The sequence below is a fragment of the Curtobacterium pomorum genome (assembly GCF_044497295.1).
In the GTDB taxonomy this organism is placed as follows: Bacteria; Actinomycetota; Actinomycetes; order Actinomycetales; family Microbacteriaceae; genus Curtobacterium.
In genome coordinates this window covers 3,335,759-3,360,246 of record NZ_CP172409.1, presented here as the reverse complement: position 1 = coordinate 3,360,246, position 24,488 = coordinate 3,335,759, and the positions used below count along the sequence as shown (strand labels likewise).

Below are 24,488 nucleotides of genomic sequence, written 5' to 3'. Positions count from 1 at the left end.
GGGTGATGACGGATCGCAATTTTAATCTTTGTGGTCAAGTTTCTAAGAGCAAACGGTGGATGCCTTGGCATCTGGAGCCGAAGAAGGACGTAGAAATCTGCGATAAGCCTCGGGGAGCTGATAATCGAGCCCTGATCCGAGGATTTCCGAATGGGGAAACCCCGCTGGGCGCTTTTGTGACCTGGTGACTCCCGCCTGAATATATAGGGCGGGTAGAGGGAACGTGGGGAAGTGAAACATCTCAGTACCCACAGGAAGAGAAAACAACATGTGATTCCGTGAGTAGTGGCGAGCGAAAGCGGATGAGGCTAAACCGATCATGTGTGATAGCCGGCGGGCGTTGCATGGTCGGGGTTGTGGGACACGTCACTCAGTTCTGCCGGACTGGGGCGGTTACAGCGCATCATAGTCGAACCGGTTTGAAAGCCGGGCCGTAGTGGGTGCCAGCCCCGTAGACGAAATGGTGTTATGGCCGGATGTGTATCCCAAGTAGCACGGGGCCCGAGAAATCCCGTGTGAATCTGTCAGGACCACCTGATAAGCCTAAATACTCCCAGATGACCGATAGCGGACAAGTACCGTGAGGGAAAGGTGAAAAGTACCCCGGGAGGGGAGTGAAATAGTACCTGAAACCGTTTGCTTACAAACCGTCGGAGCCTCCTTAGTAGGGGTGACGGCGTGCCTTTTGAAGAATGAGCCTGCGAGTTAGTGATATGTGGCGAGGTTAACCCGTGTGGGGCAGCCGTAGCGAAAGCGAGTCTGAATAGGGCGTTTGAGTCGCATGTTCTAGACCCGAAGCGAAGTGATCTATCCATGGCCAGGTTGAAGCGACGGTAAGACGTCGTGGAGGACCGAACCCACTTCAGTTGAAAATGGAGGGGATGAGCTGTGGATAGGGGTGAAAGGCCAATCAAACTTCGTGATAGCTGGTTCTCTCCGAAATGCATTTAGGTGCAGCGTTGCGTGTTTCTCGCCGGAGGTAGAGCTACTGGATGGCCGATGGGCCTCAACAGGTTACTGACGTCAGCCAAACTCCGAATGCCGGTGAGTGAGAGCGCAGCAGTGAGACGGTGGGGGATAAGCTTCATCGTCGAGAGGGAAACAACCCAGACTACCAACTAAGGTCCCTAAGCGTGTGCTAAGTGGGAAAGGATGTGGAGTTGCATAGACAACCAGGAGGTTGGCTTAGAAGCAGCCACCCTTGAAAGAGTGCGTAATAGCTCACTGGTCAAGTGATTCCGCGCCGACAATGTAACGGGGCTCAAGCACACCACCGAAGTTGTAGATTTCGCACATTGACAAGCCTTCGTGGTTCAGTCGTGCGGAGTGGTAGGAGAGCGTCGTGTGGCGAGTGAAGCGGCGGAGTGATCCAGCCGTGGACGCTACACGAGTGAGAATGCAGGCATGAGTAGCGAAAGACGGGTGAGAAACCCGTCCTCCGAAAGACCAAGGGTTCCAGGGCCAGGTTAATCCGCCCTGGGTAAGTCGGGACCTAAGGCGAGGCCGACAGGCGTAGTCGATGGACAACGGGTTGATATTCCCGTACCGGCGAACAACCGCCCAAGCTAATCCAGTGGTGCTAAGAGTCCTAACCCGGTACGACCGGATCCCTTCGGGGTGATGGTGGCCGGTCTAACGCTCGACCCCATGCTGGTGCGGTTAGCGTATGAACAGGTGTGACGCAGGAAGGTAGCTGAGCCAGGCGATGGTATCCGTAAGGTGAACCTGGTGTAAGGATGTAGGGCTGACGATAGGCAAATCCGTCGTCTGTGTGCCTGAGATCCGACGCGTACCCGTAAGGGGAAATCAGTGATCCTATGCTGCCGAGAAAAGCATCGACGCGAGGTTGCAGCCGCCCGTACCCGAAACCGACTCAGGTGGTCAGGTAGAGAATACCAAGGAGATCGAGAGAATCGTGGTTAAGGAACTCGGCAAAATGCCCCCGTAACTTCGGGAGAAGGGGGGCCGGACACGTGACCGGATTTACTCCGTGAGCGTTGAAGGCCGCAGAGACCAGTGGGAAGCGACTGTTTACTAAAAACACAGGTCCGTGCGAAGTCGCAAGACGATGTATACGGACTGACGCCTGCCCGGTGCTGGAAGGTTAAGAGGAAGGGTTAGCCTTTGGGCGAAGCTCTGAATTTAAGCCCCAGTAAACGGCGGTGGTAACTATAACCATCCTAAGGTAGCGAAATTCCTTGTCGGGTAAGTTCCGACCTGCACGAATGGCGTAACGACTTCCCAGCTGTCTCAACCGCGAACTCGGCGAAATTGCACTACGAGTAAAGATGCTCGTTACGCGCAGCAGGACGGAAAGACCCCGTGACCTTTACTACAGTTTGGTATTGGTGTTCGGTGTGGCTTGTGTAGGATAGGTGGGAGACTGTGAAGCGGGCACGCTAGTGTTCGTGGAGTCATTGTTGAAATACCACTCTGGTCACTCTGGATGTCTAACGTAGGACCCTGATCGGGTTCATGGACAGTGCCTGATGGGTAGTTTAACTGGGGCGGTTGCCTCCCAAAGAGTAACGGAGGCGCCCAAAGGTTCCCTCAACCTGGTTGGCAATCAGGTGGCGAGTGTAAGTGCACAAGGGAGCTTGACTGTGAGACTGACAGGTCGAGCAGGGACGAAAGTCGGGACTAGTGATCCGGCAGTGGCTTGTGGAAGCGCTGTCGCTCAACGGATAAAAGGTACCTCGGGGATAACAGGCTGATCTTGCCCAAGAGTCCATATCGACGGCATGGTTTGGCACCTCGATGTCGGCTCGTCGCATCCTGGGGCTGGAGTAGGTCCCAAGGGTTGGGCTGTTCGCCCATTAAAGCGGTACGCGAGCTGGGTTTAGAACGTCGTGAGACAGTTCGGTCCCTATCCGCTGCGCGCGTTGGAAATTTGAGAAGATCTATCCCTAGTACGAGAGGACCGGGATGGACGAACCTCTGGTGTGTCAGTTGTTCTGCCAAGGGCACCGCTGATTAGCTACGTTCGGACCGGATAACCGCTGAAAGCATCTAAGCGGGAAGCCGTCTTCGAGATGAGATTTCCATGCACCTTGAGTGTGAGAGGCTCCCAGCAGACTACTGGGTTGATAGGCCGGATGTGGAAGCGGGGACTAACGACCCGTGGAGCTGACCGGTACTAATAAGCCGAAGACTTGATAACACACTGATTTCCGTGCACTTGTTGCACGGGCTCGCGTCCACTTTGTGGTTCCCGACAGACGATCGGGAATCAAACTAAATACACCGCTCTGCCCATTCGTGGGTAGCAGCTGGGACATGTTTGAGACCAGATCATGGTCGACAGTGTTCCGGTGGTCATAGCGAGAGGGAAACGCCCGGTCACATTCCGAACCCGGAAGCTAAGCCTCTCAGCGCCGATGGTACTGCAAGGGGGACCTTGTGGGAGAGTAGGACGCCGCCGGACTTAACCTCAGTAACACCAGGGAACCCCTGACCAGCACTGGTCAGGGGTTTTCTGCGTTTCCGGTGCTTTCGTTTCCGGTGCTTTCGCAGTGGCGGCTCTTCGTGGGAGAAGGGGCTGCTCCCGGCGGATGCCGTCCGTCCATTCCTGCCTCCGACGTGGTGTGCGCCCCTTCGTGGCTGGCGCTGGTGTTTCGGGAGCAGCGGAGGTCGAGTCCCGTCGATGGCAACCGACCCTCCCTCTCTGCTCACGAAGCGTCGTGCTTGTGCGCCGCCTCGGTCGCTTGCTGCTCCGGCGTACGTCGGTACCGGCGGGGCTCAGTGACGAGCGAGCAATGAGGTTTCGGGTGGTGCCGGCGCCGAGCGGATTCTGGTGCTCGCTGGGAGCCGTGGGTGGCCTCCGGTTGGCGAGCCGACTTGCAACGGGGTGGTCCGCTCGAGCGCGCCTGTGCCTCGAGCCGGCCTCTGAACCTTTCCGAGCAGCCGGCGCAGCGGATCGCGACGGGGATCTCGGTCCATGACCGAGCGCGGTGGGGTCTCCTTGACGAGCGACTGCGCGGTGGCCCGATGGCGATCGTCTGAGCTGAGCGCGTACGTGTTGCCCCGGTCTGAGCGGAACAGCCGAGTACGCCGCCGAAGCTGGTCATCATGCTGCCTGGGGGGAGATGCTGGTCCCGGTGTCCCGGTGTCCCGGTGTCCCGGTGTCCCGGTGTCCCGGTGTCCCGGTGTCCCGGTGTCCCGGTGTCCCGGTGTCCCGGTGTCCCGGTGTCCCGGTGTCCCGGTGTCCCGGTGTCCCGGTGTCGGACCCACAGGGATAGCCCAACGGGTGACGGGCCTGGTTCGGGTTGGCCCACCTGGCGACACGCCCGGGATGTGGCCCGGCTGGCGCTCCCGTTCACCTCCCCGTAGTGTTGTCACTCGTTGCCGCTGAGGCGGAGAACGGAACGGCCGAGACGGTCACCAGGTGGAACCACCTGGAGATGCAGTCCGGACGGGGTCCCGCTCAGGCAACCGACACCCATGAAAACCACGGTCTCGACCGGGGTGATCTTCAGTGTCGCGAGACGAATGCCTCTCTGACGATGTGCCTGACGGTGCTGAGTGGGGAGTGCGTCTGGTCCTTGAGAACTCAACAGCGTGCACATTGTCAATGCCAATTTATTGATTGACCTCGTGCCTGGCCTTCCTTCGGGTTGGTTGGGTTTGAGACAATTCCTTTTGGATTGAAGATTGTCAGTAGACAGTCAACAGTCAGAATCAACTCGGTCTGGCACCTTTCGGGTGTTGGGTCTGTATTTTTTTACGGAGAGTTTGATCCTGGCTCAGGACGAACGCTGGCGGCGTGCTTAACACATGCAAGTCGAACGATGATGCCCAGCTTGCTGGGTGGATTAGTGGCGAACGGGTGAGTAACACGTGAGTAACCTGCCCCTGACTCTGGGATAAGCGTTGGAAACGACGTCTAATACTGGATATGATCACTGGCCGCATGGTCTGGTGGTGGAAAGATTTTTTGGTTGGGGATGGACTCGCGGCCTATCAGCTTGTTGGTGAGGTAATGGCTCACCAAGGCGACGACGGGTAGCCGGCCTGAGAGGGTGACCGGCCACACTGGGACTGAGACACGGCCCAGACTCCTACGGGAGGCAGCAGTGGGGAATATTGCACAATGGGCGAAAGCCTGATGCAGCAACGCCGCGTGAGGGATGACGGCCTTCGGGTTGTAAACCTCTTTTAGTAGGGAAGAAGCGAAAGTGACGGTACCTGCAGAAAAAGCACCGGCTAACTACGTGCCAGCAGCCGCGGTAATACGTAGGGTGCAAGCGTTGTCCGGAATTATTGGGCGTAAAGAGCTCGTAGGCGGTTTGTCGCGTCTGCTGTGAAATCCCGAGGCTCAACCTCGGGCTTGCAGTGGGTACGGGCAGACTAGAGTGCGGTAGGGGAGATTGGAATTCCTGGTGTAGCGGTGGAATGCGCAGATATCAGGAGGAACACCGATGGCGAAGGCAGATCTCTGGGCCGTAACTGACGCTGAGGAGCGAAAGCATGGGGAGCGAACAGGATTAGATACCCTGGTAGTCCATGCCGTAAACGTTGGGCGCTAGATGTAGGGACCTTTCCACGGTTTCTGTGTCGTAGCTAACGCATTAAGCGCCCCGCCTGGGGAGTACGGCCGCAAGGCTAAAACTCAAAGGAATTGACGGGGGCCCGCACAAGCGGCGGAGCATGCGGATTAATTCGATGCAACGCGAAGAACCTTACCAAGGCTTGACATACACCGGAAACGGCCAGAGATGGTCGCCCCCTTGTGGTCGGTGTACAGGTGGTGCATGGTTGTCGTCAGCTCGTGTCGTGAGATGTTGGGTTAAGTCCCGCAACGAGCGCAACCCTCGTTCTATGTTGCCAGCGGGTTATGCCGGGGACTCATAGGAGACTGCCGGGGTCAACTCGGAGGAAGGTGGGGATGACGTCAAATCATCATGCCCCTTATGTCTTGGGCTTCACGCATGCTACAATGGCCGGTACAAAGGGCTGCGATACCGTAAGGTGGAGCGAATCCCAAAAAGCCGGTCTCAGTTCGGATTGAGGTCTGCAACTCGACCTCATGAAGTCGGAGTCGCTAGTAATCGCAGATCAGCAACGCTGCGGTGAATACGTTCCCGGGCCTTGTACACACCGCCCGTCAAGTCATGAAAGTCGGTAACACCCGAAGCCGGTGGCCTAACCCTTGTGGAAGGAGCCGTCGAAGGTGGGATCGGTGATTAGGACTAAGTCGTAACAAGGTAGCCGTACCGGAAGGTGCGGCTGGATCACCTCCTTTCTAAGGAGCATCTGGCACCACGTGTGGTGTCCAGGCGCCTGATTCGGACCGAACGTGTCCGACGGGTAGCTCATGGGTGGAACATTGACAGTGCAGCTGGTACCGATGGTGCTGGCCTCAGTACGCTCCGCTTGCGGGGTTGGAACGGGTTGGTGTCGCACGGGCTGGCTGGTGCACGTTGTTGGGTCCTGAGGGACCAGGCTTCCTGATCTGCTGTGAGGCGGGTTGGGGGTTGGGCCTTAAGGGTCCTTCGTTGGGCCGCATGAAGCACTGTCATTGGACGGTGGGGAGTGTGGTGCCGATCGTATGTTGAGAACTACACAGTGGACGCGAGCATCTTTGATTCGCGTCATCCAATCGATCTGAGGTCTTCGGGCTGATGGTTGTGGGTGATGACGGATCGCAATTTTAATCTTTGTGGTCAAGTTTCTAAGAGCAAACGGTGGATGCCTTGGCATCTGGAGCCGAAGAAGGACGTAGAAATCTGCGATAAGCCTCGGGGAGCTGATAATCGAGCCCTGATCCGAGGATTTCCGAATGGGGAAACCCCGCTGGGCGCTTTTGTGACCTGGTGACTCCCGCCTGAATATATAGGGCGGGTAGAGGGAACGTGGGGAAGTGAAACATCTCAGTACCCACAGGAAGAGAAAACAACATGTGATTCCGTGAGTAGTGGCGAGCGAAAGCGGATGAGGCTAAACCGATCATGTGTGATAGCCGGCGGGCGTTGCATGGTCGGGGTTGTGGGACACGTCACTCAGTTCTGCCGGACTGGGGCGGTTACAGCGCATCATAGTCGAACCGGTTTGAAAGCCGGGCCGTAGTGGGTGCCAGCCCCGTAGACGAAATGGTGTTATGGCCGGATGTGTATCCCAAGTAGCACGGGGCCCGAGAAATCCCGTGTGAATCTGTCAGGACCACCTGATAAGCCTAAATACTCCCAGATGACCGATAGCGGACAAGTACCGTGAGGGAAAGGTGAAAAGTACCCCGGGAGGGGAGTGAAATAGTACCTGAAACCGTTTGCTTACAAACCGTCGGAGCCTCCTTAGTAGGGGTGACGGCGTGCCTTTTGAAGAATGAGCCTGCGAGTTAGTGATATGTGGCGAGGTTAACCCGTGTGGGGCAGCCGTAGCGAAAGCGAGTCTGAATAGGGCGTTTGAGTCGCATGTTCTAGACCCGAAGCGAAGTGATCTATCCATGGCCAGGTTGAAGCGACGGTAAGACGTCGTGGAGGACCGAACCCACTTCAGTTGAAAATGGAGGGGATGAGCTGTGGATAGGGGTGAAAGGCCAATCAAACTTCGTGATAGCTGGTTCTCTCCGAAATGCATTTAGGTGCAGCGTTGCGTGTTTCTCGCCGGAGGTAGAGCTACTGGATGGCCGATGGGCCTCAACAGGTTACTGACGTCAGCCAAACTCCGAATGCCGGTGAGTGAGAGCGCAGCAGTGAGACGGTGGGGGATAAGCTTCATCGTCGAGAGGGAAACAACCCAGACTACCAACTAAGGTCCCTAAGCGTGTGCTAAGTGGGAAAGGATGTGGAGTTGCATAGACAACCAGGAGGTTGGCTTAGAAGCAGCCACCCTTGAAAGAGTGCGTAATAGCTCACTGGTCAAGTGATTCCGCGCCGACAATGTAACGGGGCTCAAGCACACCACCGAAGTTGTAGATTTCGCACATTGACAAGCCTTCGTGGTTCAGTCGTGCGGAGTGGTAGGAGAGCGTCGTGTGGCGAGTGAAGCGGCGGAGTGATCCAGCCGTGGACGCTACACGAGTGAGAATGCAGGCATGAGTAGCGAAAGACGGGTGAGAAACCCGTCCTCCGAAAGACCAAGGGTTCCAGGGCCAGGTTAATCCGCCCTGGGTAAGTCGGGACCTAAGGCGAGGCCGACAGGCGTAGTCGATGGACAACGGGTTGATATTCCCGTACCGGCGAACAACCGCCCAAGCTAATCCAGTGGTGCTAAGAGTCCTAACCCGGTACGACCGGATCCCTTCGGGGTGATGGTGGCCGGTCTAACGCTCGACCCCATGCTGGTGCGGTTAGCGTATGAACAGGTGTGACGCAGGAAGGTAGCTGAGCCAGGCGATGGTATCCGTAAGGTGAACCTGGTGTAAGGATGTAGGGCTGACGATAGGCAAATCCGTCGTCTGTGTGCCTGAGATCCGACGCGTACCCGTAAGGGGAAATCAGTGATCCTATGCTGCCGAGAAAAGCATCGACGCGAGGTTGCAGCCGCCCGTACCCGAAACCGACTCAGGTGGTCAGGTAGAGAATACCAAGGAGATCGAGAGAATCGTGGTTAAGGAACTCGGCAAAATGCCCCCGTAACTTCGGGAGAAGGGGGGCCGGACACGTGACCGGATTTACTCCGTGAGCGTTGAAGGCCGCAGAGACCAGTGGGAAGCGACTGTTTACTAAAAACACAGGTCCGTGCGAAGTCGCAAGACGATGTATACGGACTGACGCCTGCCCGGTGCTGGAAGGTTAAGAGGAAGGGTTAGCCTTTGGGCGAAGCTCTGAATTTAAGCCCCAGTAAACGGCGGTGGTAACTATAACCATCCTAAGGTAGCGAAATTCCTTGTCGGGTAAGTTCCGACCTGCACGAATGGCGTAACGACTTCCCAGCTGTCTCAACCGCGAACTCGGCGAAATTGCACTACGAGTAAAGATGCTCGTTACGCGCAGCAGGACGGAAAGACCCCGTGACCTTTACTACAGTTTGGTATTGGTGTTCGGTGTGGCTTGTGTAGGATAGGTGGGAGACTGTGAAGCGGGCACGCTAGTGTTCGTGGAGTCATTGTTGAAATACCACTCTGGTCACTCTGGATGTCTAACGTAGGACCCTGATCGGGTTCATGGACAGTGCCTGATGGGTAGTTTAACTGGGGCGGTTGCCTCCCAAAGAGTAACGGAGGCGCCCAAAGGTTCCCTCAACCTGGTTGGCAATCAGGTGGCGAGTGTAAGTGCACAAGGGAGCTTGACTGTGAGACTGACAGGTCGAGCAGGGACGAAAGTCGGGACTAGTGATCCGGCAGTGGCTTGTGGAAGCGCTGTCGCTCAACGGATAAAAGGTACCTCGGGGATAACAGGCTGATCTTGCCCAAGAGTCCATATCGACGGCATGGTTTGGCACCTCGATGTCGGCTCGTCGCATCCTGGGGCTGGAGTAGGTCCCAAGGGTTGGGCTGTTCGCCCATTAAAGCGGTACGCGAGCTGGGTTTAGAACGTCGTGAGACAGTTCGGTCCCTATCCGCTGCGCGCGTTGGAAATTTGAGAAGATCTATCCCTAGTACGAGAGGACCGGGATGGACGAACCTCTGGTGTGTCAGTTGTTCTGCCAAGGGCACCGCTGATTAGCTACGTTCGGACCGGATAACCGCTGAAAGCATCTAAGCGGGAAGCCGTCTTCGAGATGAGATTTCCATGCACCTTGAGTGTGAGAGGCTCCCAGCAGACTACTGGGTTGATAGGCCGGATGTGGAAGCGGGGACTAACGACCCGTGGAGCTGACCGGTACTAATAAGCCGAAGACTTGATAACACACTGATTTCCGTGCACTTGTTGCACGGGCTCGCGTCCACTTTGTGGTTCCCGACAGACGATCGGGAATCAAACTAAATACACCGCTCTGCCCATTCGTGGGTAGCAGCTGGGACATGTTTGAGACCAGATCATGGTCGACAGTGTTCCGGTGGTCATAGCGAGAGGGAAACGCCCGGTCACATTCCGAACCCGGAAGCTAAGCCTCTCAGCGCCGATGGTACTGCAAGGGGGACCTTGTGGGAGAGTAGGACGCCGCCGGACTTAACGTAAGAAGATGTGGCCATCGGCCCTCCATCGTGAACTCGTAGGGGAGACCCTCGTTCACGGTGGTGGCCGGTGGCCATTTCTGTTTCGCCGCTCGTCGCTCGACGCCGGCTCCGGTTCGTGATGGACTGGAGCCTGAACGTCGGTCCGACCGACGCGGCACCCAACACAACGACACAGCGGACGAACGCCCGACCTCAGGCTCGGGCACGCGATGAGGAGCAACGGTGGCGAACGACGACGAGCGACGGAACGACGGCGACCGGGGAGATCGACCCCGACGAGACGATCGGGCTCCTCGCCGCGACGGAGCCCCGCGGGGTGACGGTGCGAGCGGAGGTCGTTGGTCGTCTGGCCCTCGTGACTTCGAACGGCGCGAGGGTGACCGTCGCGACCGCCCGGAGCGCTCCGACCGTCCGTTCCGCGACGGTGCTGCGCGTCGTGACAGCGCTCCGCGCCGCGACGGCGACCGTCCGTTCCGTTCCGGTGACCGAGACGATCGTCCGTCGTGGCGGAGCGATCGCGGTGACTCAGGGCGTCCGCCTCGCGGCGATGGCCCTCGGGGTGCCGACCGTCCGCGCCGCGACGGCGACCGTCCGTACCAGGGCGGTTCTGACCGCCCCCGTCGTGATGGGGATCGGCCGTTCCGGTCGGACCGTCCCGCCCGAGATGGCGACCGTCCCGCCTACCGCGGTGGCTCGGATCGTCCGCGTCGTGATGGAGACCGTCCGTACCAGGGCGGTTCTGACCGCCCGCGTCGTGATGGCGACCGGCCCTCGTACCGCGGTGGTTCCGACCGTCCCGCGCGCGATGGTGACCGTCCGTACCGAGGCGGTTCGGACCGCCCGGCTCGTGACGGTGACCGTCCGTTCCGCGGTGGTTCCTCGGATCGTCCGCGTCGTGATGGCGACCGCCCCGCGTACCGCGGCGGTTCCGATCGTCCCGCGCGCGATGGTGACCGTCCGTACCGTGGCGGCTCGGACCGCCCGGCTCGTGACGGCGACCGTCCGTTCCGCGGTGGTCCCTCGGACCGTCCGCGTCGTGATGGCGACCGCCCCGCGTACCGCGGCGGCTCGGACCGTCCCGCCCGCGACGGCGACCGTCCGCGTCGTGACGACGACCGTCCGTCGTTCCGCGGTGGATCGTCGGATCGTCCGCGTCGTGATGGCGACCGCCCGGCCTTCCGCGGCGGCTCCGACCGTCCCGCCCGCGACGGCGACCGTCCGCGCCGTGATGGAGGCGACGACCGACGCCGCTTCGGCGACGGGACGCGTCACGCCGGCGCACGCTTCGGCGAAGCGGCCCGTGACGACTGGGAAGACCGCGACCCGTACGGCACGAAGTCGATCCGTCCGCGTCACGACGACCCGGACATCCCCGACGAGATCGACGCGCGTGACCTCGACCCAGCAGCGCGCATGGAGCTGAAGACGCTCAGCAAGGACAACGCCGACTGGGTCGCCCGGCACCTCGTGGCTGCGGCGCTGTTCGTCGACGAGGACCCCGCCCTGGCGAACGAGCACGCCCTCAGCGCCGCTCGTCGTGCTGGTCGCGTCGGTGTCGTCCGCGAGACCGCTGCGATCACGGCGTACCGCCTGGGTGACTTCGCGACGGCACTCCGCGAGCTCCGTACCTACCGGCGCATCTCCGGTCGCAACGACCAGCTCCCGATGATGGTGGACTGCGAGCGAGGCCTCGGCCGTCCGGAGCGAGCACTCGAGCTCGGGCGTTCTGTGGAGCGAGCCGCGCTCGACACCGCGGTGCAGGTCGAGCTCGCGATCGCGATGTCCGGCGCCCGTATCGACCTCGGGAACCCCACAGCCGCGCTCGGTGAGCTGGAGATTCCACAGCTCGACCCGTCCACGGCCTACACGTGGTCGCCGGCGCTCTACAGTGCTTACGCGGCCACGCTCGAGGAGCTGGGCCGACAGGACGAGGCCGACGAGTGGTGGGCCCGTGTCGACCGTGCGGCAGCGGCCCTGGCCGAAGCCGCCGACGAGAACGCTTGGGAGACAGTTGATGTGGTCGAGGAAACGCTCGAGGTCGAAGAACACGCAGACGCCGGCGAGCTCGACGACACCGAGCAGCTCGACGACGCCGACGCCGAAGACGCCTACCTCGCCGACGAACCGGTCTTCGCCGAGCCCGACGTCGTCGGGGAGCCCGGCGAAGCCGACCAGCCCGGCGAGGTCGACGACGACAACCCCCGCGACGTCGACGGCTCCGCAGCCGACTGACCTCCCGACTGCGCCGACGGACGGCGTCGACGTCGTCCTGACGGACCTCGACGGCGTCGTCTACCGGGGGCGGAACGCGATCCCGCACGCGGTCGAGGCGCTCACACGGGCATCGCTGAGCGCCCGCGTCGGGTACATCACGAACAACGCGTCCCGGCGACCGATCGACGTCGCCGAGCACCTCGAGCGCTACGGGCTCGAGGTGTCCGAGGACGACGTCGTCACGTCATCGCAAGCGGGTGTCCAGCTCCTCTCGACGCTGGTGCCCGCCGGCTCGACCGTGCTCGTCACCGGTGGACTCGGACTCTCGAGCATCGTCGAGGCCGCCGGCTTCACGGTGACGAGCAGTGCCGAGGACTCCCCGGCCGCGGTCATCCAGGGCTTCTCCCCGGACCTCGGGTGGAAGGAGTTGGCCGAGGCGTCCTTTGCGCTGGCCGATCCGGCGATCCCGTGGGTCGCGACGAACATGGACTGGTCGATTCCGGTCGAGCGCGGCATCGCGCCGGGCAACGGCACGCTCGTGTCCGCCGTCCACCAGGCCGTGGGCCGCATGCCCGTGGTCGCCGGCAAGCCGGAGCGTCCGATCTTCGATGCAGCGGTCGAGCGCTTCGGCGGCGGGCGGACACTGTTCATCGGTGACCGTCTCGACACCGACATCAAGGGGGCGAACGACGTCGGGATCCCGAGCGTCCTCGTGCTGACGGGCATCGACCAGGCGAAGCAGGTGCTCGCCGCCGACCAACGCTCGCGTCCGGTGTTCGTGCTCGAGGACCTCCGCGGCCTGTCCGAGCCCTACCCGGTGACCGTCCGGCGACAGGACGACGACGGCACGCGGTACGTCACCGTCGGCAGCGCCACCGTGGCGATGCGCGGGCACGTCGTGCGGGTGCTCGACGCGGGGAGCGACATCGATCGCCTCCGCGCCGGTGCGGCCCTGATCTGGGAGTCGGGTCTGGCCATCTACGGCCTCGACGTGGACCCGCAGCTGTACGGCGGCGAGTAGCGTGTCGGACGTGCCGAACCCCGAGCAGCCGTCCGCCGACCTGGAACCGCAGGACGAGTTCGCCGCGCGCACCTCGGCGGCCGAAGCCCTGCCGCTCTCCGAGCGCGCCGACGCGTTCTCCGCACTGCACGACGAGCTGCGCACGCGGCTCGAGGGCGGCGGCTCCGCGAGTGCCTGAACCGGACGGAGCCGTGCCCGACGCGACCCCGGTCCGCCTCGACGCCCTCCTCGCGACGCGCGGACTCGCGCGATCGCGGACCGCTGCTTCCAAGCTCATCCAGGACGGCCGGGTGACGGTCGACGGCCGTCCCGTCGTGAAGCCCGCTGCCCCGACCGCCCCGGGCGCCGACATCGTGGTCGACGCTGCCGACGAGTGGGTCTCCCGCGCTGCCCGGAAGCTCGTCGGAGCGCTCGACGCCTTCGGGGTCGACCCGTCCGGCCGTGTGGTGCTGGACGTCGGTGCCAGCACGGGCGGCTTCACCCAGGTGCTCCTGGCCCGTGGTGCTCGCCGTGTCATCGCGCTCGACGTCGGGCACGGCCAACTGCATCCGACGATCGCGGTCGACGAGCGTGTCGCCGTGGTCGAGGGCACCAACGCCCGCAGTCTGACCCGGTCCGGCTACCTCGCCCTCGACGGCGCCGCAGCCGAGACGACCCTGGTCGTCGGCGACCTGTCGTTCATCTCGCTGCGGCTGGTGCTGCCCGCCCTGGCCGAGGCCGTGCCCGCCGACGACTTCGTCCTGCTCGTGAAGCCGCAGTTCGAGGTCGGCCGCGGTGGGGTGCGCGAGGGCATCGTGCACGACCCGGCCCTCCGCGACGACGCCCTGATGAACGTCCTGTGGGCGGCGTGGGACCTCGGCTTCGGCACCACCGGACTCGCGGCGTCGCCGATCATCGGGACGCACGGCAACCACGAGTACCTCGCGCGCTTCCAGCGTGGTGTCGGTGGCAATCCGACAGAATGGAGAGTCCGGGCAACCGAACTCACAGAGGGGACCGCATGAGCGACGACCGGCACATCCTGCTCGTCTCCCACACGGGTCGCCGTGACTCGATCGATGCTGCGGTGGAGGTCTGCGACCTGCTGCACGCCGCCGGTCTGGTACCGGTGATGCCGTTCGACGAGTACGCCGACATCCGCCGGGCCGAGGCCTCGGTGGGCCAGGTCGACATCCTCGGCGTCGACGTCCAGGCGGACCAGCTCGAGATCGTCATCGTGCTCGGTGGTGACGGCACGATCCTGCGCGCGGCCGAACTCGTGCGCGAGACGCGGGCCCCGATCGTCGGTGTGAACCTCGGACACGTCGGCTTCCTGGCGGAGAGCGAGCGGGACGCCCTCGCCGAGACCGTCGAGCGCGCCCTGTCGGGGGAGTACCACGTCGAGGAACGCGTCACCCTGCAGGTGGACGTCGTCGTCGGCAACCAGATCGTCTACTCGAGCTGGGCGCTCAACGAAGCCACCATCGAGAAGGCCTCGCGCGAGCGCATGCTCGAGGTGGTGACCGAGGTCGACGGTCGTCCGCTGTCCTCGTTCGGGTGCGACGGCGTCGTCGTGTCGACCCCCACCGGGTCCACGGCGTACTCGTTCTCCGGCGGTGGTCCGATCGTCTGGCCCGACGTCGACGCCCTGCTGATGGTGCCGCTCAGCGCGCACGCCCTGTTCTCCCGCCCGATCGTGGTGGGTCCGGACCGCGTCCTCGCGATCGAGGTCCTCCGGCGCACGAGCGGTGTCGGCGTCCTGTGGTGCGACGGTCGCCGGACGCACGACCTGCCGCCGGGCGCTCGGGTCGAGGTCCGACGGTCGCCGGACCCCGTGCGGGTCGCGCGCCTCAAGGACGCCCCCTTCACCGATCGGCTGGTCGCGAAGTTCCGGCTCCCGGTCACCGGGTGGCGCGGGCCGCAGACCGACGAGGACGACCTGTGACCGGCCGACCGGAGGACCACCGATGATCGAGGAGATCGCGATCCGTGACCTCGGGGTCATCGGCGAGACCACACTCGAACTCGGTCCGGGGTTCACCGTCGTCACCGGCGAGACCGGTGCGGGCAAGACCATGATCGTCACCGCCCTCGGGTTGCTGCTCGGTGCCCGGGCGGACGCCGGTTCGGTCCGCCGCGGTGCGTCGAGCGCGGTGGTCGAGGGCCGCTGGAACGTCCCCGAGCACGCCGCGGTCGCAGACCGCGTCGAGGACGCCGGCGGCGCCGTCGAGGACGGCGAACTGATCCTCACACGCACGGTCTCGGCCGAGGGCCGCAGCCGCGCCACCGTCGGCGGGCGGAGCGCCCCCGTGGCGGTCCTCGGTGAACTCGCCGACCAGCTCGTGACGGTGCACGGTCAGTCCGACCAGATCCGACTGACCTCGTCGACCGCGCAGCGTGCGGCGCTCGACGGCTTCGGCGGAGCGGCCCTCGAGAAGGTCCTGAGCCGGTACGTCACCGCGTACGACACGTGGCAGCAGCACACGGGCGAGCTCGAGACACTGATGCGGGACCGTGACGAGCGGGTGGCCGAGGCCGACCGGATCCGCGCCGCATCGGACGAGATCGAAGCGGCCGACCCGCAGCCCGGCGAGGACGTCGAGCTCGCCGAGCGCGCCGACCGGCTCGGCAACCTCGAGGAACTCCGACTGTCCGCCGCCCTGGCGCACGAGGCCCTGTCCAGCGAGTCCCTCGACGGTGTCTCGGACGTCGTCGGCCTGGTCGAGTCCGCCCGCCGTGCCGTCGAGCGCGTCGCCGACTCCGACGCCGCCCTGCAGCCGGTGCTCGAGCAGCTCACGGAACTCGGGATCCAGGCGGCCGAGGCCTCTGCGAGCATCTCCAGCTACCTCGGCTCGCTCGAGCCCGAGGCCGGGCACGACCTCGAGCTCATCAACGAACGACGCGCGCTGCTCGCCGGCCTCACCCGCAAGTACGGCGACACCGTCGACGACGTCATCGCCTACGGGCAGCGTGCCAGTGACCGCCTGCTCGAGCTGGACGGCGACGACGACCGCATCGCGGGGCTCCAGCAGTCCGTCGAACAGGACGAGCAGGCACTCGGGGCGGCGGCGGCGGCGTTGACCGCTGCTCGCACGAAGGCCGCAGCGGACCTCGCGAAGCGCGTCACGACGGAACTGAAGACCCTCGCGATGGCCGGCGCCACGCTGGTGGTCGAGGTCAGCGATGCGGGCGAGTACCGCCGGCACGGACGCGACCAGGTCTCGATCCTGCTGCAGCCGCACTCCGGCACCGACCCCCGGCCGATCGGCAAGGGCGCGTCGGGTGGCGAGCTCTCACGCGTCATGCTCGCGATCGAGGTCGTGATGGCCGGCAGCACGACGGTGCCGACGTTCGTCTTCGACGAGGTCGACGCCGGCGTGGGCGGTGCGGCGGCGATCGAGATCGGTCGTCGGCTGGCGAAGCTCGCCGAGCGCACGCAGGTCATCGTCGTCACGCACCTCGCGCAGGTCGCGGCGTTCGCGAACAACCACCTCAACGTGGTGAAGGACGCCAGTGGCGCCGTGACCTCGTCGAGCGTGCGACGACTCGAGGGCGAGGACCGCCTGCAGGAGATGGCGCGGTTGCTCTCCGGGCTCGGCGACAGCGCCAGCGGCGTGGAGCACGCCCGCGAGCTCCTCGACGTGGCCGGCCAGACGGCCTGACGACCGCCGGCCGGCGGCCGAGCGCGAGCGCGCCCCGAACACGCGACCGCCGGCCGGCGGCCGAGCGCGAGCGCGGCCCGAACACCCGGCGACCCACCCGCGCAACGCCCACGGCGAACCGGGGTCGCGCCTCCCGGCAGTTCTGACGTACGATGGAATCCCGTGGCGGACACTCTCAGCAGCGGTACCCAGGCAAACACCCCGACCCCGAAGGTGACGAAGCAGATCTTCGTGACCGGCGGGGTCGTCTCGTCTCTCGGCAAGGGCCTGACGGCAGCAAGCCTCGGCAACCTCCTCACGGCTCGCGGCCTCAAGGTCGTCATGCAGAAGCTCGACCCCTACCTCAACGTGGACCCGGGCACCATGAACCCGTTCCAGCACGGCGAGGTCTTCGTGACCGACGACGGTGCGGAGACGGACCTCGACATCGGGCACTACGAGCGCTTCCTCGACATCAACCTGGCGCAGTCGGCGAACGTCACGACCGGCCAGGTGTACTCCACGGTCATCGCCAAGGAGCGCCGTGGTGAGTACCTCGGCGACACCGTGCAGGTCATCCCGCACATCACCGACGAGATCAAGCGCCGGATGCGCGAGCAGGCGGAGAACGACCCGCAGCCCGACGTCATCATCACCGAGGTCGGCGGCACCGTCGGCGACATCGAGTCGCAGCCGTTCATCGAGTCGGCGCGCCAGGTCCGCCACGAGCTCGGCCGCAACAACGTGTTCTTCGTGCACGTGTCGCTCGTGCCGTTCATGAACGCCTCGGGCGAGCAGAAGACGAAGCCGACGCAGCACTCCGTGGCTGCGCTCCGCTCGATCGGCATCCAGCCCGACGCGCTCGTGCTGCGGTCGGACCGTCCGGTGTCGGACTCGAACAAGAAGAAGATCGCGCTGATGTGCGACGTGGACGAGGACGCCGTGGTGAACGCCGTGGACGTCCCGTCGATCTACGACCTGCCGACGCTGCTGAACAACCAGGGCCTCGACCAGGTCATCGTCGATGCGCTCAAGCTCGAGGCCGGCCCGGTCGACTGGACCGCGTGGACCCCGGTGCTCCGTGCGGTGCACGAGCCGAAGAAGGACGTCACGATCGCCCTGGTCGGCAAGTACATCGACCTGCCGGACGCCTACCTGTCGGTCACCGAGGCACTGCGCGCCGGTGGCTTCGCGCACGACGCGAAGGTCACGCTGAAGTGGGTCGTCTCCGACGACTGCACCACGCCCGAGGGTGCTGCGAAGCAGCTCGGCGACGTGGACGGCATCTGCATCCCCGGTGGGTTCGGCGTCCGTGGCATCGAGGGCAAGCTCGGTGCGCTGCGCTTCGCCCGCGAGCAGGGCATCCCGACGCTCGGCCTGTGCCTCGGCCTGCAGTGCATGGTCATCGAGTACGCCCGCCACGAGGCCGGTCTCACCGACGCGTCGAGCACGGAGTTCGACCCGGAGACCTCGACGCCGGTCATCGCGACCATGGCGGAGCAGGTGGACATCATCGCCGGCGGCGACCTGGGCGGCACCATGCGCCTCGGCCTGTACCCGGCGTCGTTCACCGAGGGCTCGCTCGCGGCGGAGCTGTACGGGGCACCGGAGGCCTCCGAGCGCCACCGTCACCGCTACGAGGTCAACAACACGTACCGGCAGCAGATCGCGGACGCCGGCCTGGTGTTCTCGGGCACCTCGCCCGACGGCACCCTGGTCGAGTACGTCGAGCTGCCGCGCGACGTGCACCCGTTCTACATCGCCACGCAGGCGCACCCGGAGCTGCGCTCGCGTCCGACGAACGCGCACCCGCTGTTCGCGGGGCTCGTCGCGGCCGCGATCGAGCGCCACGAGGCGTCCAGCCTGTTCGACCCGCAGAACGAGGAGCAGGTCGCGTAACGCGAGTGGTCTCTGACGGGAGGCGCGGTGCCAGCTGGCACCGCGCCTCCCGTCCGTCGTCTGTCGCGCCCACGGCACCTGGTTCCGGACACGGAACCACGGAACGGCGCGGTGTGGTGTCCGGAACCTGGTTCCGCGAGGGGCGCGTGCTTGGATGGTTCCGTGACTGACGCACCCATCGCTGACGAACCCGCCTCGTTCGAGGTCACCGAGTCGACCGTCGTGTACGAGGGCGCCGTCTGGGACGTCCGGCGGGACGCGATCGCCTACAACGACGAGACGATGGTCCGCGAGTACATCGACCACACCGGTGCCGTCGCGGTGTACGCCGAGGACGACGAGGGCCGGGTGCTCGTGATCCAGCAGTACCGGCACCCGGTGCGCGTGCGCGACTGGGAGCTTCCGGCCGGCCTGCTCGACGTGGAGGGCGAGGACCTCCAGGTCGCCGCCGCGCGAGAACTCGCGGAAGAGGCCGACCTCGAAGCGGACACGTGGGAGCCGCTGGTCCGGTACAACACCTCGTCCGGTGGGAGCGACGAGTTCCTGCAGGTCTACCGCGCGCGGGGTGTCCGGCCCACGGCGACCGCGTTCGAGCGTGAGGCCGAGGAAGCGGACATCGTGAAGCGGTGGGTGCCGCGGGCGGAGCTGGTGGAGGCGATCCTCGACGGACGGCTGCACAACTCCGGGCTGGTCGTGGCCGTGCTCGCCGTCGATGCGCTCGAGCGTCGCCGCGCATGAGCCTGCGCGAACTGGTCGACACGGCCAGCTGGACGCACGAGCCCGAGGCGGCAGTGCTCGACGGCGACGTGCTGCGCGTCACGGCCATCGAGGGCAGTGACGCCTGGCGGACCACCTCGTACGGGTTCGTCCACGACTCCGAGCATGCACTGGTGGAGCGCATCGACGGGGCGTTCTCGGTCGAGGTCTCGTTCGTGCTCGACTACACGGAACAGTTCGACCAGGCCGGCGTCTTCCTGCGCGTCGACGAGCGGAACTGGATCAAGGCCGGTGTCGAGGTCTCCGACGGGACGCCGCAGCTCGGCGCCGTGGTGACCCGTGACTCCTCGGACTGGTCGGTGGCGCCCGTGCCGGAGTGGGTGGGCCGCGTCGTGACGGTCCGGGTCAGCCGCGACGGCGATGCGGTGACCGTGCGGGCGTGGGCCGACGACGAGCAGCCGCGCCTCGTGCGGGTCGCGTACCTCGATCCCGATGCTGCCGTGTCGGCCGGACTGCTGTGCGCTGCTCCGACGCGTGCCGGCCTGACCGTGAGCTTCACCGGGTACCGGGTCGGGGCGCCTGACGAGGCGCTGCACTGACCGTGCGCCTGCTGTCGTGATCCCACTCGACCGTGCCACGGAGACGTACCTGCGGCACGTCGCGATCGAGCGCGGGCTGTCGCAGCACACCCTGTCGGCCTACCGGCGTGACCTCGCGGTGTTCACGTCGTGGTTGGCGACCGCTCCGGTGGTCGATTCCGACGGTGCCGACCGGGCCGGCGGGGCGTCTGCGATCGACGACGTCGGGCGGCTGGCGCGTGCGGACGTCTCGGAGTTCGTGACCCACCTGGCGACGAAGCCGGACGGTCCACTGGCACCGAGGTCGATCGCCCGGATGCTCAGCTCGGTGCGGTCGTTCACGGCCTTCGCGGCGGGGGAGGGCTGGCTGCCGCTCGACCCCGGTACTGCCGTCCGGCCGCCGAAGGCCCCGATGCGGCTGCCGAAGGCCATCTCGGTGGAGGACATGGAACGGCTGCTCGGCGCGGTGTCCGTCGACGCCGACGACCCCGTCCAGTTGCGGGACAAGGCCCTGCTCGAACTGCTCTACGCCACCGGCGCGCGGATCTCCGAGGCGGTGGGGTTGTCGGTGGACGACGTGACCACGCTGTCCGACGACTCGGCTCCCGACGCCGACGGCCTCGCCGTCGTGAAGGTCACCGGCAAGGGGAACAAGCAGCGGGTCGTGCCGCTCGGCAGCTTCGCCCGGGCGGCGATCGACGCTTACCTGGTGCGTGCGCGGCCGGTGTTCGCGGCACGCGGGCCCTCGACGCCGGCGCTGTTCCTCGGCGCCCGGGGCGCTCGGCTCTCACGGCAGAGCGCGTGGCTCGTGATCCAGTCGGCGGCAGAGGCGGCGGGCCTCGAGGCGCACGTGTCGCCGCACACCTTCCGGCACTCGTTCGCCACACACCTGCTCGAGGGCGGGGCCGACGTGCGCGTGGTGCAGGAATTGCTCGGGCACGCGAGCGTCGCGACGACACAGATCTACACGATGGTCACGGCGGACATGCTGCGGGACGTGTACCAGACGGCGCACCCGCGGGCGCGGCGGTAGGTCTCGGCGTTCGGCGGCCCCGGGCGTGCACTTCGTGAGCAGAAATGGTCGGGTCGCTGGTCGGCACCCGACCATTTCTGCTCACGAAGTCGGACGGTGACGCTACGGGCGCGTCAGAAGAGGTGGAACTGGGTCGAGGCCGCGACCGCGGCGGTCGCGACCGCCACGACGATGGCGCTCGCCGAAGCGCTCCTCGCGAGCACACGCCACCCACCGGTCGCACCGGGGCGGACGACACCGACGAACCCGCACACGAGCGCGAGTGCGCTGCAGGCACCCAGCGGGTTGCAGAGGATCGACGTCAGCGCCAGCAGCACCGCGAGCGCCGTGAACACGCACAGCCGTCGCTCGCGGGCGCCGCCGGATGCCCACGCGTGCGTCCGGATCGACGCGGTGTGCACCGAGAACGAGGGGCCGACGGGCGCGATGACGATCGGCATGACCGGTTCCGGAGCGCTCGGCAGGACGCGCGTCGCAGCACCCCAGGCGTGACCGTCCCACCAGCGCAGACGGCTGGCGTCCTGCGGGTCCGGGAACCAGCCTGCGGCCGGCAGCGTCACGGGGACTCCTCGAGGTGCGGGGGAACGGTGCTCCTCGACGGTACGAGTCGGGACGGTCCGGCCACAGTCCCAAGGCGGGTGTCGGCACAAGTGCGGACACCCGGCGGTGCGCTACGGTCGGCTGGTGGCCACGACCCTCGACGACTTCTGGAACGAGCGGCGCGCCGAAGCCCCGGAACTGCCCGTCGAGGCGCCGGAGGCGTGGTCGTTCGGTGCCACACCGGAGCAGGCTGACGAGCTGCTCGAGCTGGTGCTCCGAGGGGTCAAGGACGGTACGGCGTCTTCGCTCTGGGACTACGAGGCGTCGGGTGACCCGCTCCCCGTGACCGGTGAGTGCAGCATCGTGACCGACGGCGCCGGTGTTCCCCGGGCCGTCATCGAGACGACGGACGTCCGGATCGTCCCGTTCGATGCCGTCGGAGCCGAGCACGCGCGTGCCGAAGGCGAGGGCGACCGGACCCTCGAGCACTGGCGGAGGGTGCACGAGGCGTACTGGCGCGCGCACTCCGAGAACCCGCGCGGCTTCGAACCGGACATGCCGGTGGTCTGCGAGCGCTTCCGGCTGCTCTGGCCGACGCCGACGCCGACGCCGACGGCGTCGACGCCACCGCCGACCGTCAGCGCCTGATCGAGCAGGTCAGGCCGGGACGGGCGCCGCGTCGACCTCGGTGAACACGTCCTTCACGGCGGCGAGCAGCCGCGCGTTGAAGTCGACGCCGAGCTGGTTCGGCACCGTGACGAGCACGGTGTCGGCAGCGCGGACGGCCTGGTCGGCTGCCAGCTCCGCGACGAGGTCCTCGGGCGAGCCGATGTAGGACCGGCCGAAGCGTGCCAGTCCGCCGTCGAGGTGTCCGACCTGGTCCTGCCCCTCGACCTGTGCGCGGACGCCGAAGTAGTGCCGCGACTCGTCGTCGATGATCGGGATGATGCTGCGCGAGACGGAGACGCGCGGGGTCCGCTCCCAGCCCGACTCGGCCCAGACGCGGCGAAAGCGTTCGATCTGCTCCGCCTGCAGTTCGTCGAACGGCACACCGGTGTCCTCGGTGAGCAGCGTCGACGACATCAGGTTCATGCCCTGTTCGGCGGTCCACTCGGCGGTGGCCCGGGTGCCGGCACCCCACCAGATGCGGTCGCCGAGCGAGTCGGAGAGCGGGGAGATCGGCAGCGAACCGACCGAGCCGGTCATCTGCGGGTTGGCATTCGCCATCGGCTCGCCGGCGATGGCGCGACGGAACACGCTGGTGTGTGCGCGGGCCATGTCCCCGCCGTTCTCGTCGGACGCGTCCGGCACGTAGCCGAACTGCTGGTAACCAGCGAGGGCGGTCTCGGGTGATCCACGGGAGACGCCGAGCTGCAGTCGTCCGCCGGAGATGAGGTCGGTCGCCGCTGCCTCTTCCGCCATGTACAGCGGGTTCTCGTAGCGCATGTCGATCACGCCGGTCCCGATCTCGATGCGGCTGGTCTTCGCAGCGATCGCAGACAGCAGGGGGAACGGAGCAGCCTGCTGCGGAGCGAAGTGGTGCACGCGGAAGTAGGCGCCGTCGACGCCGGCCTCTTCGGCAGCGACCGCGAGGTCGATCGCCTGCACCAGGGACTCACGCCCGCTGCGCACCTTCGACCCCGGCACGTCGCGCCAGTGTCCGAACGACAGGAACCCGATCTTCGTCATGTCAATGCGAACGCATCCGGAGAACCGCGCATTCCGTCGCGACTACGGTGTCCGCCATGGACGACCCCCGCCCGGCACTCGATGCCGAACGCGCACGGAACGAACGGCTGCTCGCCGACGTCGAGCGGAGCATGCGCGACGTCAGCGACGCCCGGCAGGACGCCAACTCCGACGACGAGCACGACCCCGAGGGCGCGACCCTCGCGTGGGAGCGCGGCTCGCTCGGTGCCGTCCGCGACGCGGCACGGCAACGGATCGAGCAGGTGGACGCCGCGCTCGCGCGGCTCGATGCGGGCACCTACGGAACGTGCACGGTCGGCGGAGAACCGATCCCAGCGGCCCGATTGGCCGCCGTCCCGTGGGCGGCGACCTGCGTCGCGCACGCATGACGGGCCTCCCGGCAGACACCAGCTGACGGCCTGGAGGCACGGTGCGGGCCCGCCACGTCGCTCCCCTCATGCGCACCGCGCGTCCACCGCGTGCGCCGCGGATTCCCAGCCGCACGCCCTACGTTTTCGGCATGGACGGTGACCCGAACGACGGACCCGGCGAGAGCCGGGCCGAGGGTGCGCCCCGTCAGCGCTTCCAGTGGTTCCACGACGTGCGGACCTGGATCCACGCCCGACCGCACCTGCACCTGTTCTACAAGGTGCTCGTCGGGATCGTCGGCGGGCTGGTCGTCATCATCGGACTCATCCTGGTGCCGCTGCCCGGGCCCGGTTGGCTCGTGGTGTTCATCGGCCTCACGGTGCTGGCGAGCGAGTTCCACTTCTTCCACAAGATCATCGTGTGGCTCAAGGCGCAGCTGCACCGCTTCTGGGACTGGGCCAAGCGGCACGGCCCGAAGCGACTGCGAGACGCAGCCGACCGGGGAAAGGCCGACGTCGACGCCGCCCACACCGGTGCGGCGCGGACGGTCGGGGTGCGTGCTCGTGGACGGGCGCGCGGCGCGAACTCGGCGCACCCGGGTCACTGATCCCGGCCCGTCGCGGTCGGCACCGTGCTGTTTTCGTCACTGGGTGCGACGTTGATCGCTCCGTGCGGCGCTGCAGGCCCCCACTGAGCGAGCAACCTCTCACCGTATGACCAACCTCGCACCGTGCGCCTGGCGTGCGCC

At 65.4% G+C, this 24,488-nt stretch carries 16 protein-coding genes and 5 rRNA genes; 19 read left to right on the top strand and 2 right to left on the bottom strand.

The features are described from left to right. Positions 1 to 32 precede the first annotated feature (32 nt). From ACGH48_RS16065 to ACGH48_RS15990, 16 genes are all read left to right on the top strand, one after another. Positions 33 to 3,160: ribosomal RNA gene (locus ACGH48_RS16065) — 23S ribosomal RNA — on the top strand. Positions 3,161 to 3,307: 147 nt separating this feature from the next. Further along, positions 3,308 to 3,424: ribosomal RNA gene (gene rrf / locus ACGH48_RS16060) — 5S ribosomal RNA — on the top strand. A gap of 1,295 nt (positions 3,425 to 4,719) precedes the next feature. Further along, positions 4,720 to 6,241: ribosomal RNA gene (locus ACGH48_RS16055) — 16S ribosomal RNA — on the top strand. Between the two features lie 419 nt (positions 6,242 to 6,660). Then, positions 6,661 to 9,788, top strand: a 23S ribosomal RNA gene (locus tag ACGH48_RS16050). Between the two features lie 147 nt (positions 9,789 to 9,935). Continuing rightward, positions 9,936 to 10,052 (top strand): 5S ribosomal RNA (gene rrf / locus ACGH48_RS16045). Together the 16S, 23S and 5S rRNA genes form the textbook arrangement of a ribosomal RNA operon. Positions 10,053 to 10,436: 384 nt before the next feature. Then, positions 10,437 to 11,483 carry a hypothetical protein gene (locus ACGH48_RS16040; protein WP_396289317.1) on the top strand — a complete coding sequence of 349 codons (1,047 nt, stop codon included), beginning with the start codon at positions 10,437 to 10,439 and terminating at the stop codon, positions 11,481 to 11,483. Beyond that, positions 11,474 to 12,292 carry a hypothetical protein gene (locus ACGH48_RS16035; RefSeq protein WP_340195619.1) on the top strand — a complete coding sequence of 273 codons (819 nt, stop codon included), beginning with the start codon at positions 11,474 to 11,476 and terminating at the stop codon, positions 12,290 to 12,292. The genes ACGH48_RS16040 and ACGH48_RS16035 overlap by 10 nt, the downstream gene beginning before the upstream one ends. A 37-nt stretch (positions 12,293 to 12,329) precedes the next feature. After that, a complete protein-coding gene (locus ACGH48_RS16030; protein WP_222661475.1) occupies positions 12,330 to 13,295 on the top strand; it encodes an HAD-IIA family hydrolase in 966 nt (321 codons plus the stop codon). A gap of 10 nt (positions 13,296 to 13,305) precedes the next feature. Beyond that, the gene (locus tag ACGH48_RS16025) at positions 13,306 to 13,473 is read left to right on the top strand and encodes a hypothetical protein (protein ID WP_340195620.1); all 168 of its coding nucleotides are present in this window, start codon (positions 13,306 to 13,308) and stop codon (positions 13,471 to 13,473) included. 13 nt (positions 13,474 to 13,486) lie between these two features. Further along, positions 13,487 to 14,299: a TlyA family RNA methyltransferase gene (locus tag ACGH48_RS16020; RefSeq protein ID WP_396289315.1), complete on the top strand. Its 813-nt coding sequence runs from the start codon at positions 13,487 to 13,489 to the stop codon at positions 14,297 to 14,299. Then, positions 14,296 to 15,219: an NAD kinase gene (locus ACGH48_RS16015; protein WP_123314358.1), complete on the top strand. Its 924-nt coding sequence runs from the start codon at positions 14,296 to 14,298 to the stop codon at positions 15,217 to 15,219. Before ACGH48_RS16020 ends, ACGH48_RS16015 begins: the two co-directional genes overlap by 4 nt. Positions 15,220 to 15,241: 22 nt before the next feature. After that, a complete protein-coding gene (gene recN / locus ACGH48_RS16010; RefSeq protein WP_396289314.1) occupies positions 15,242 to 16,936 on the top strand; it encodes a DNA repair protein RecN in 1,695 nt (564 codons plus the stop codon). 162 nt (positions 16,937 to 17,098) lie between these two features. Beyond that, a complete protein-coding gene (locus ACGH48_RS16005; RefSeq protein ID WP_396289313.1) occupies positions 17,099 to 18,814 on the top strand; it encodes a CTP synthase in 1,716 nt (571 codons plus the stop codon). Positions 18,815 to 18,976: 162 nt separating this feature from the next. Further along, positions 18,977 to 19,552 carry an NUDIX domain-containing protein gene (locus ACGH48_RS16000; protein WP_396289312.1) on the top strand — a complete coding sequence of 192 codons (576 nt, stop codon included), beginning with the start codon at positions 18,977 to 18,979 and terminating at the stop codon, positions 19,550 to 19,552. Next, positions 19,549 to 20,130, top strand: a complete 582-nt coding sequence (locus ACGH48_RS15995; protein WP_396289311.1) for a DUF1349 domain-containing protein — start codon at positions 19,549 to 19,551, stop codon at positions 20,128 to 20,130. The genes ACGH48_RS16000 and ACGH48_RS15995 overlap by 4 nt, the downstream gene beginning before the upstream one ends. A gap of 19 nt (positions 20,131 to 20,149) precedes the next feature. After that, positions 20,150 to 21,142 carry a site-specific tyrosine recombinase XerD gene (locus ACGH48_RS15990; protein ID WP_396291135.1) on the top strand — a complete coding sequence of 331 codons (993 nt, stop codon included), beginning with the start codon at positions 20,150 to 20,152 and terminating at the stop codon, positions 21,140 to 21,142. Positions 21,143 to 21,255: 113 nt separating this feature from the next. Here ACGH48_RS15990 and ACGH48_RS15985 read toward each other — a convergent pair whose 3' ends face one another. Further along, on the bottom strand, positions 21,256 to 21,702 hold the full coding sequence (locus ACGH48_RS15985; protein ID WP_396289310.1) for a DUF2510 domain-containing protein: 447 nt from the start codon (positions 21,700 to 21,702) through the stop codon (positions 21,256 to 21,258). Between the two features lie 124 nt (positions 21,703 to 21,826). Here ACGH48_RS15985 and ACGH48_RS15980 point away from each other — a divergent pair, with 124 nt between their 5' ends. Continuing rightward, on the top strand, positions 21,827 to 22,330 hold the full coding sequence (locus ACGH48_RS15980) for an ASCH domain-containing protein (protein ID WP_396289309.1): 504 nt from the start codon (positions 21,827 to 21,829) through the stop codon (positions 22,328 to 22,330). A 9-nt stretch (positions 22,331 to 22,339) separates the two neighbouring features. On the opposite strand, the gene ACGH48_RS15975 is transcribed toward ACGH48_RS15980, so the two are convergent. After that, a complete protein-coding gene (locus tag ACGH48_RS15975) occupies positions 22,340 to 23,371 on the bottom strand; it encodes an LLM class flavin-dependent oxidoreductase (RefSeq protein ID WP_396289308.1) in 1,032 nt (343 codons plus the stop codon). 56 nt (positions 23,372 to 23,427) lie between these two features. Here ACGH48_RS15975 and ACGH48_RS15970 point away from each other — a divergent pair, with 56 nt between their 5' ends. Further along, on the top strand, positions 23,428 to 23,760 hold the full coding sequence (locus ACGH48_RS15970; protein ID WP_340195626.1) for a TraR/DksA C4-type zinc finger protein: 333 nt from the start codon (positions 23,428 to 23,430) through the stop codon (positions 23,758 to 23,760). Between the two features lie 131 nt (positions 23,761 to 23,891). Then, entirely contained in the window at positions 23,892 to 24,347 is a 456-nt protein-coding gene (locus ACGH48_RS15965) for a TIGR02611 family protein (protein WP_396289307.1), read from the top strand. Positions 24,348 to 24,488 lie beyond the last annotated feature (141 nt).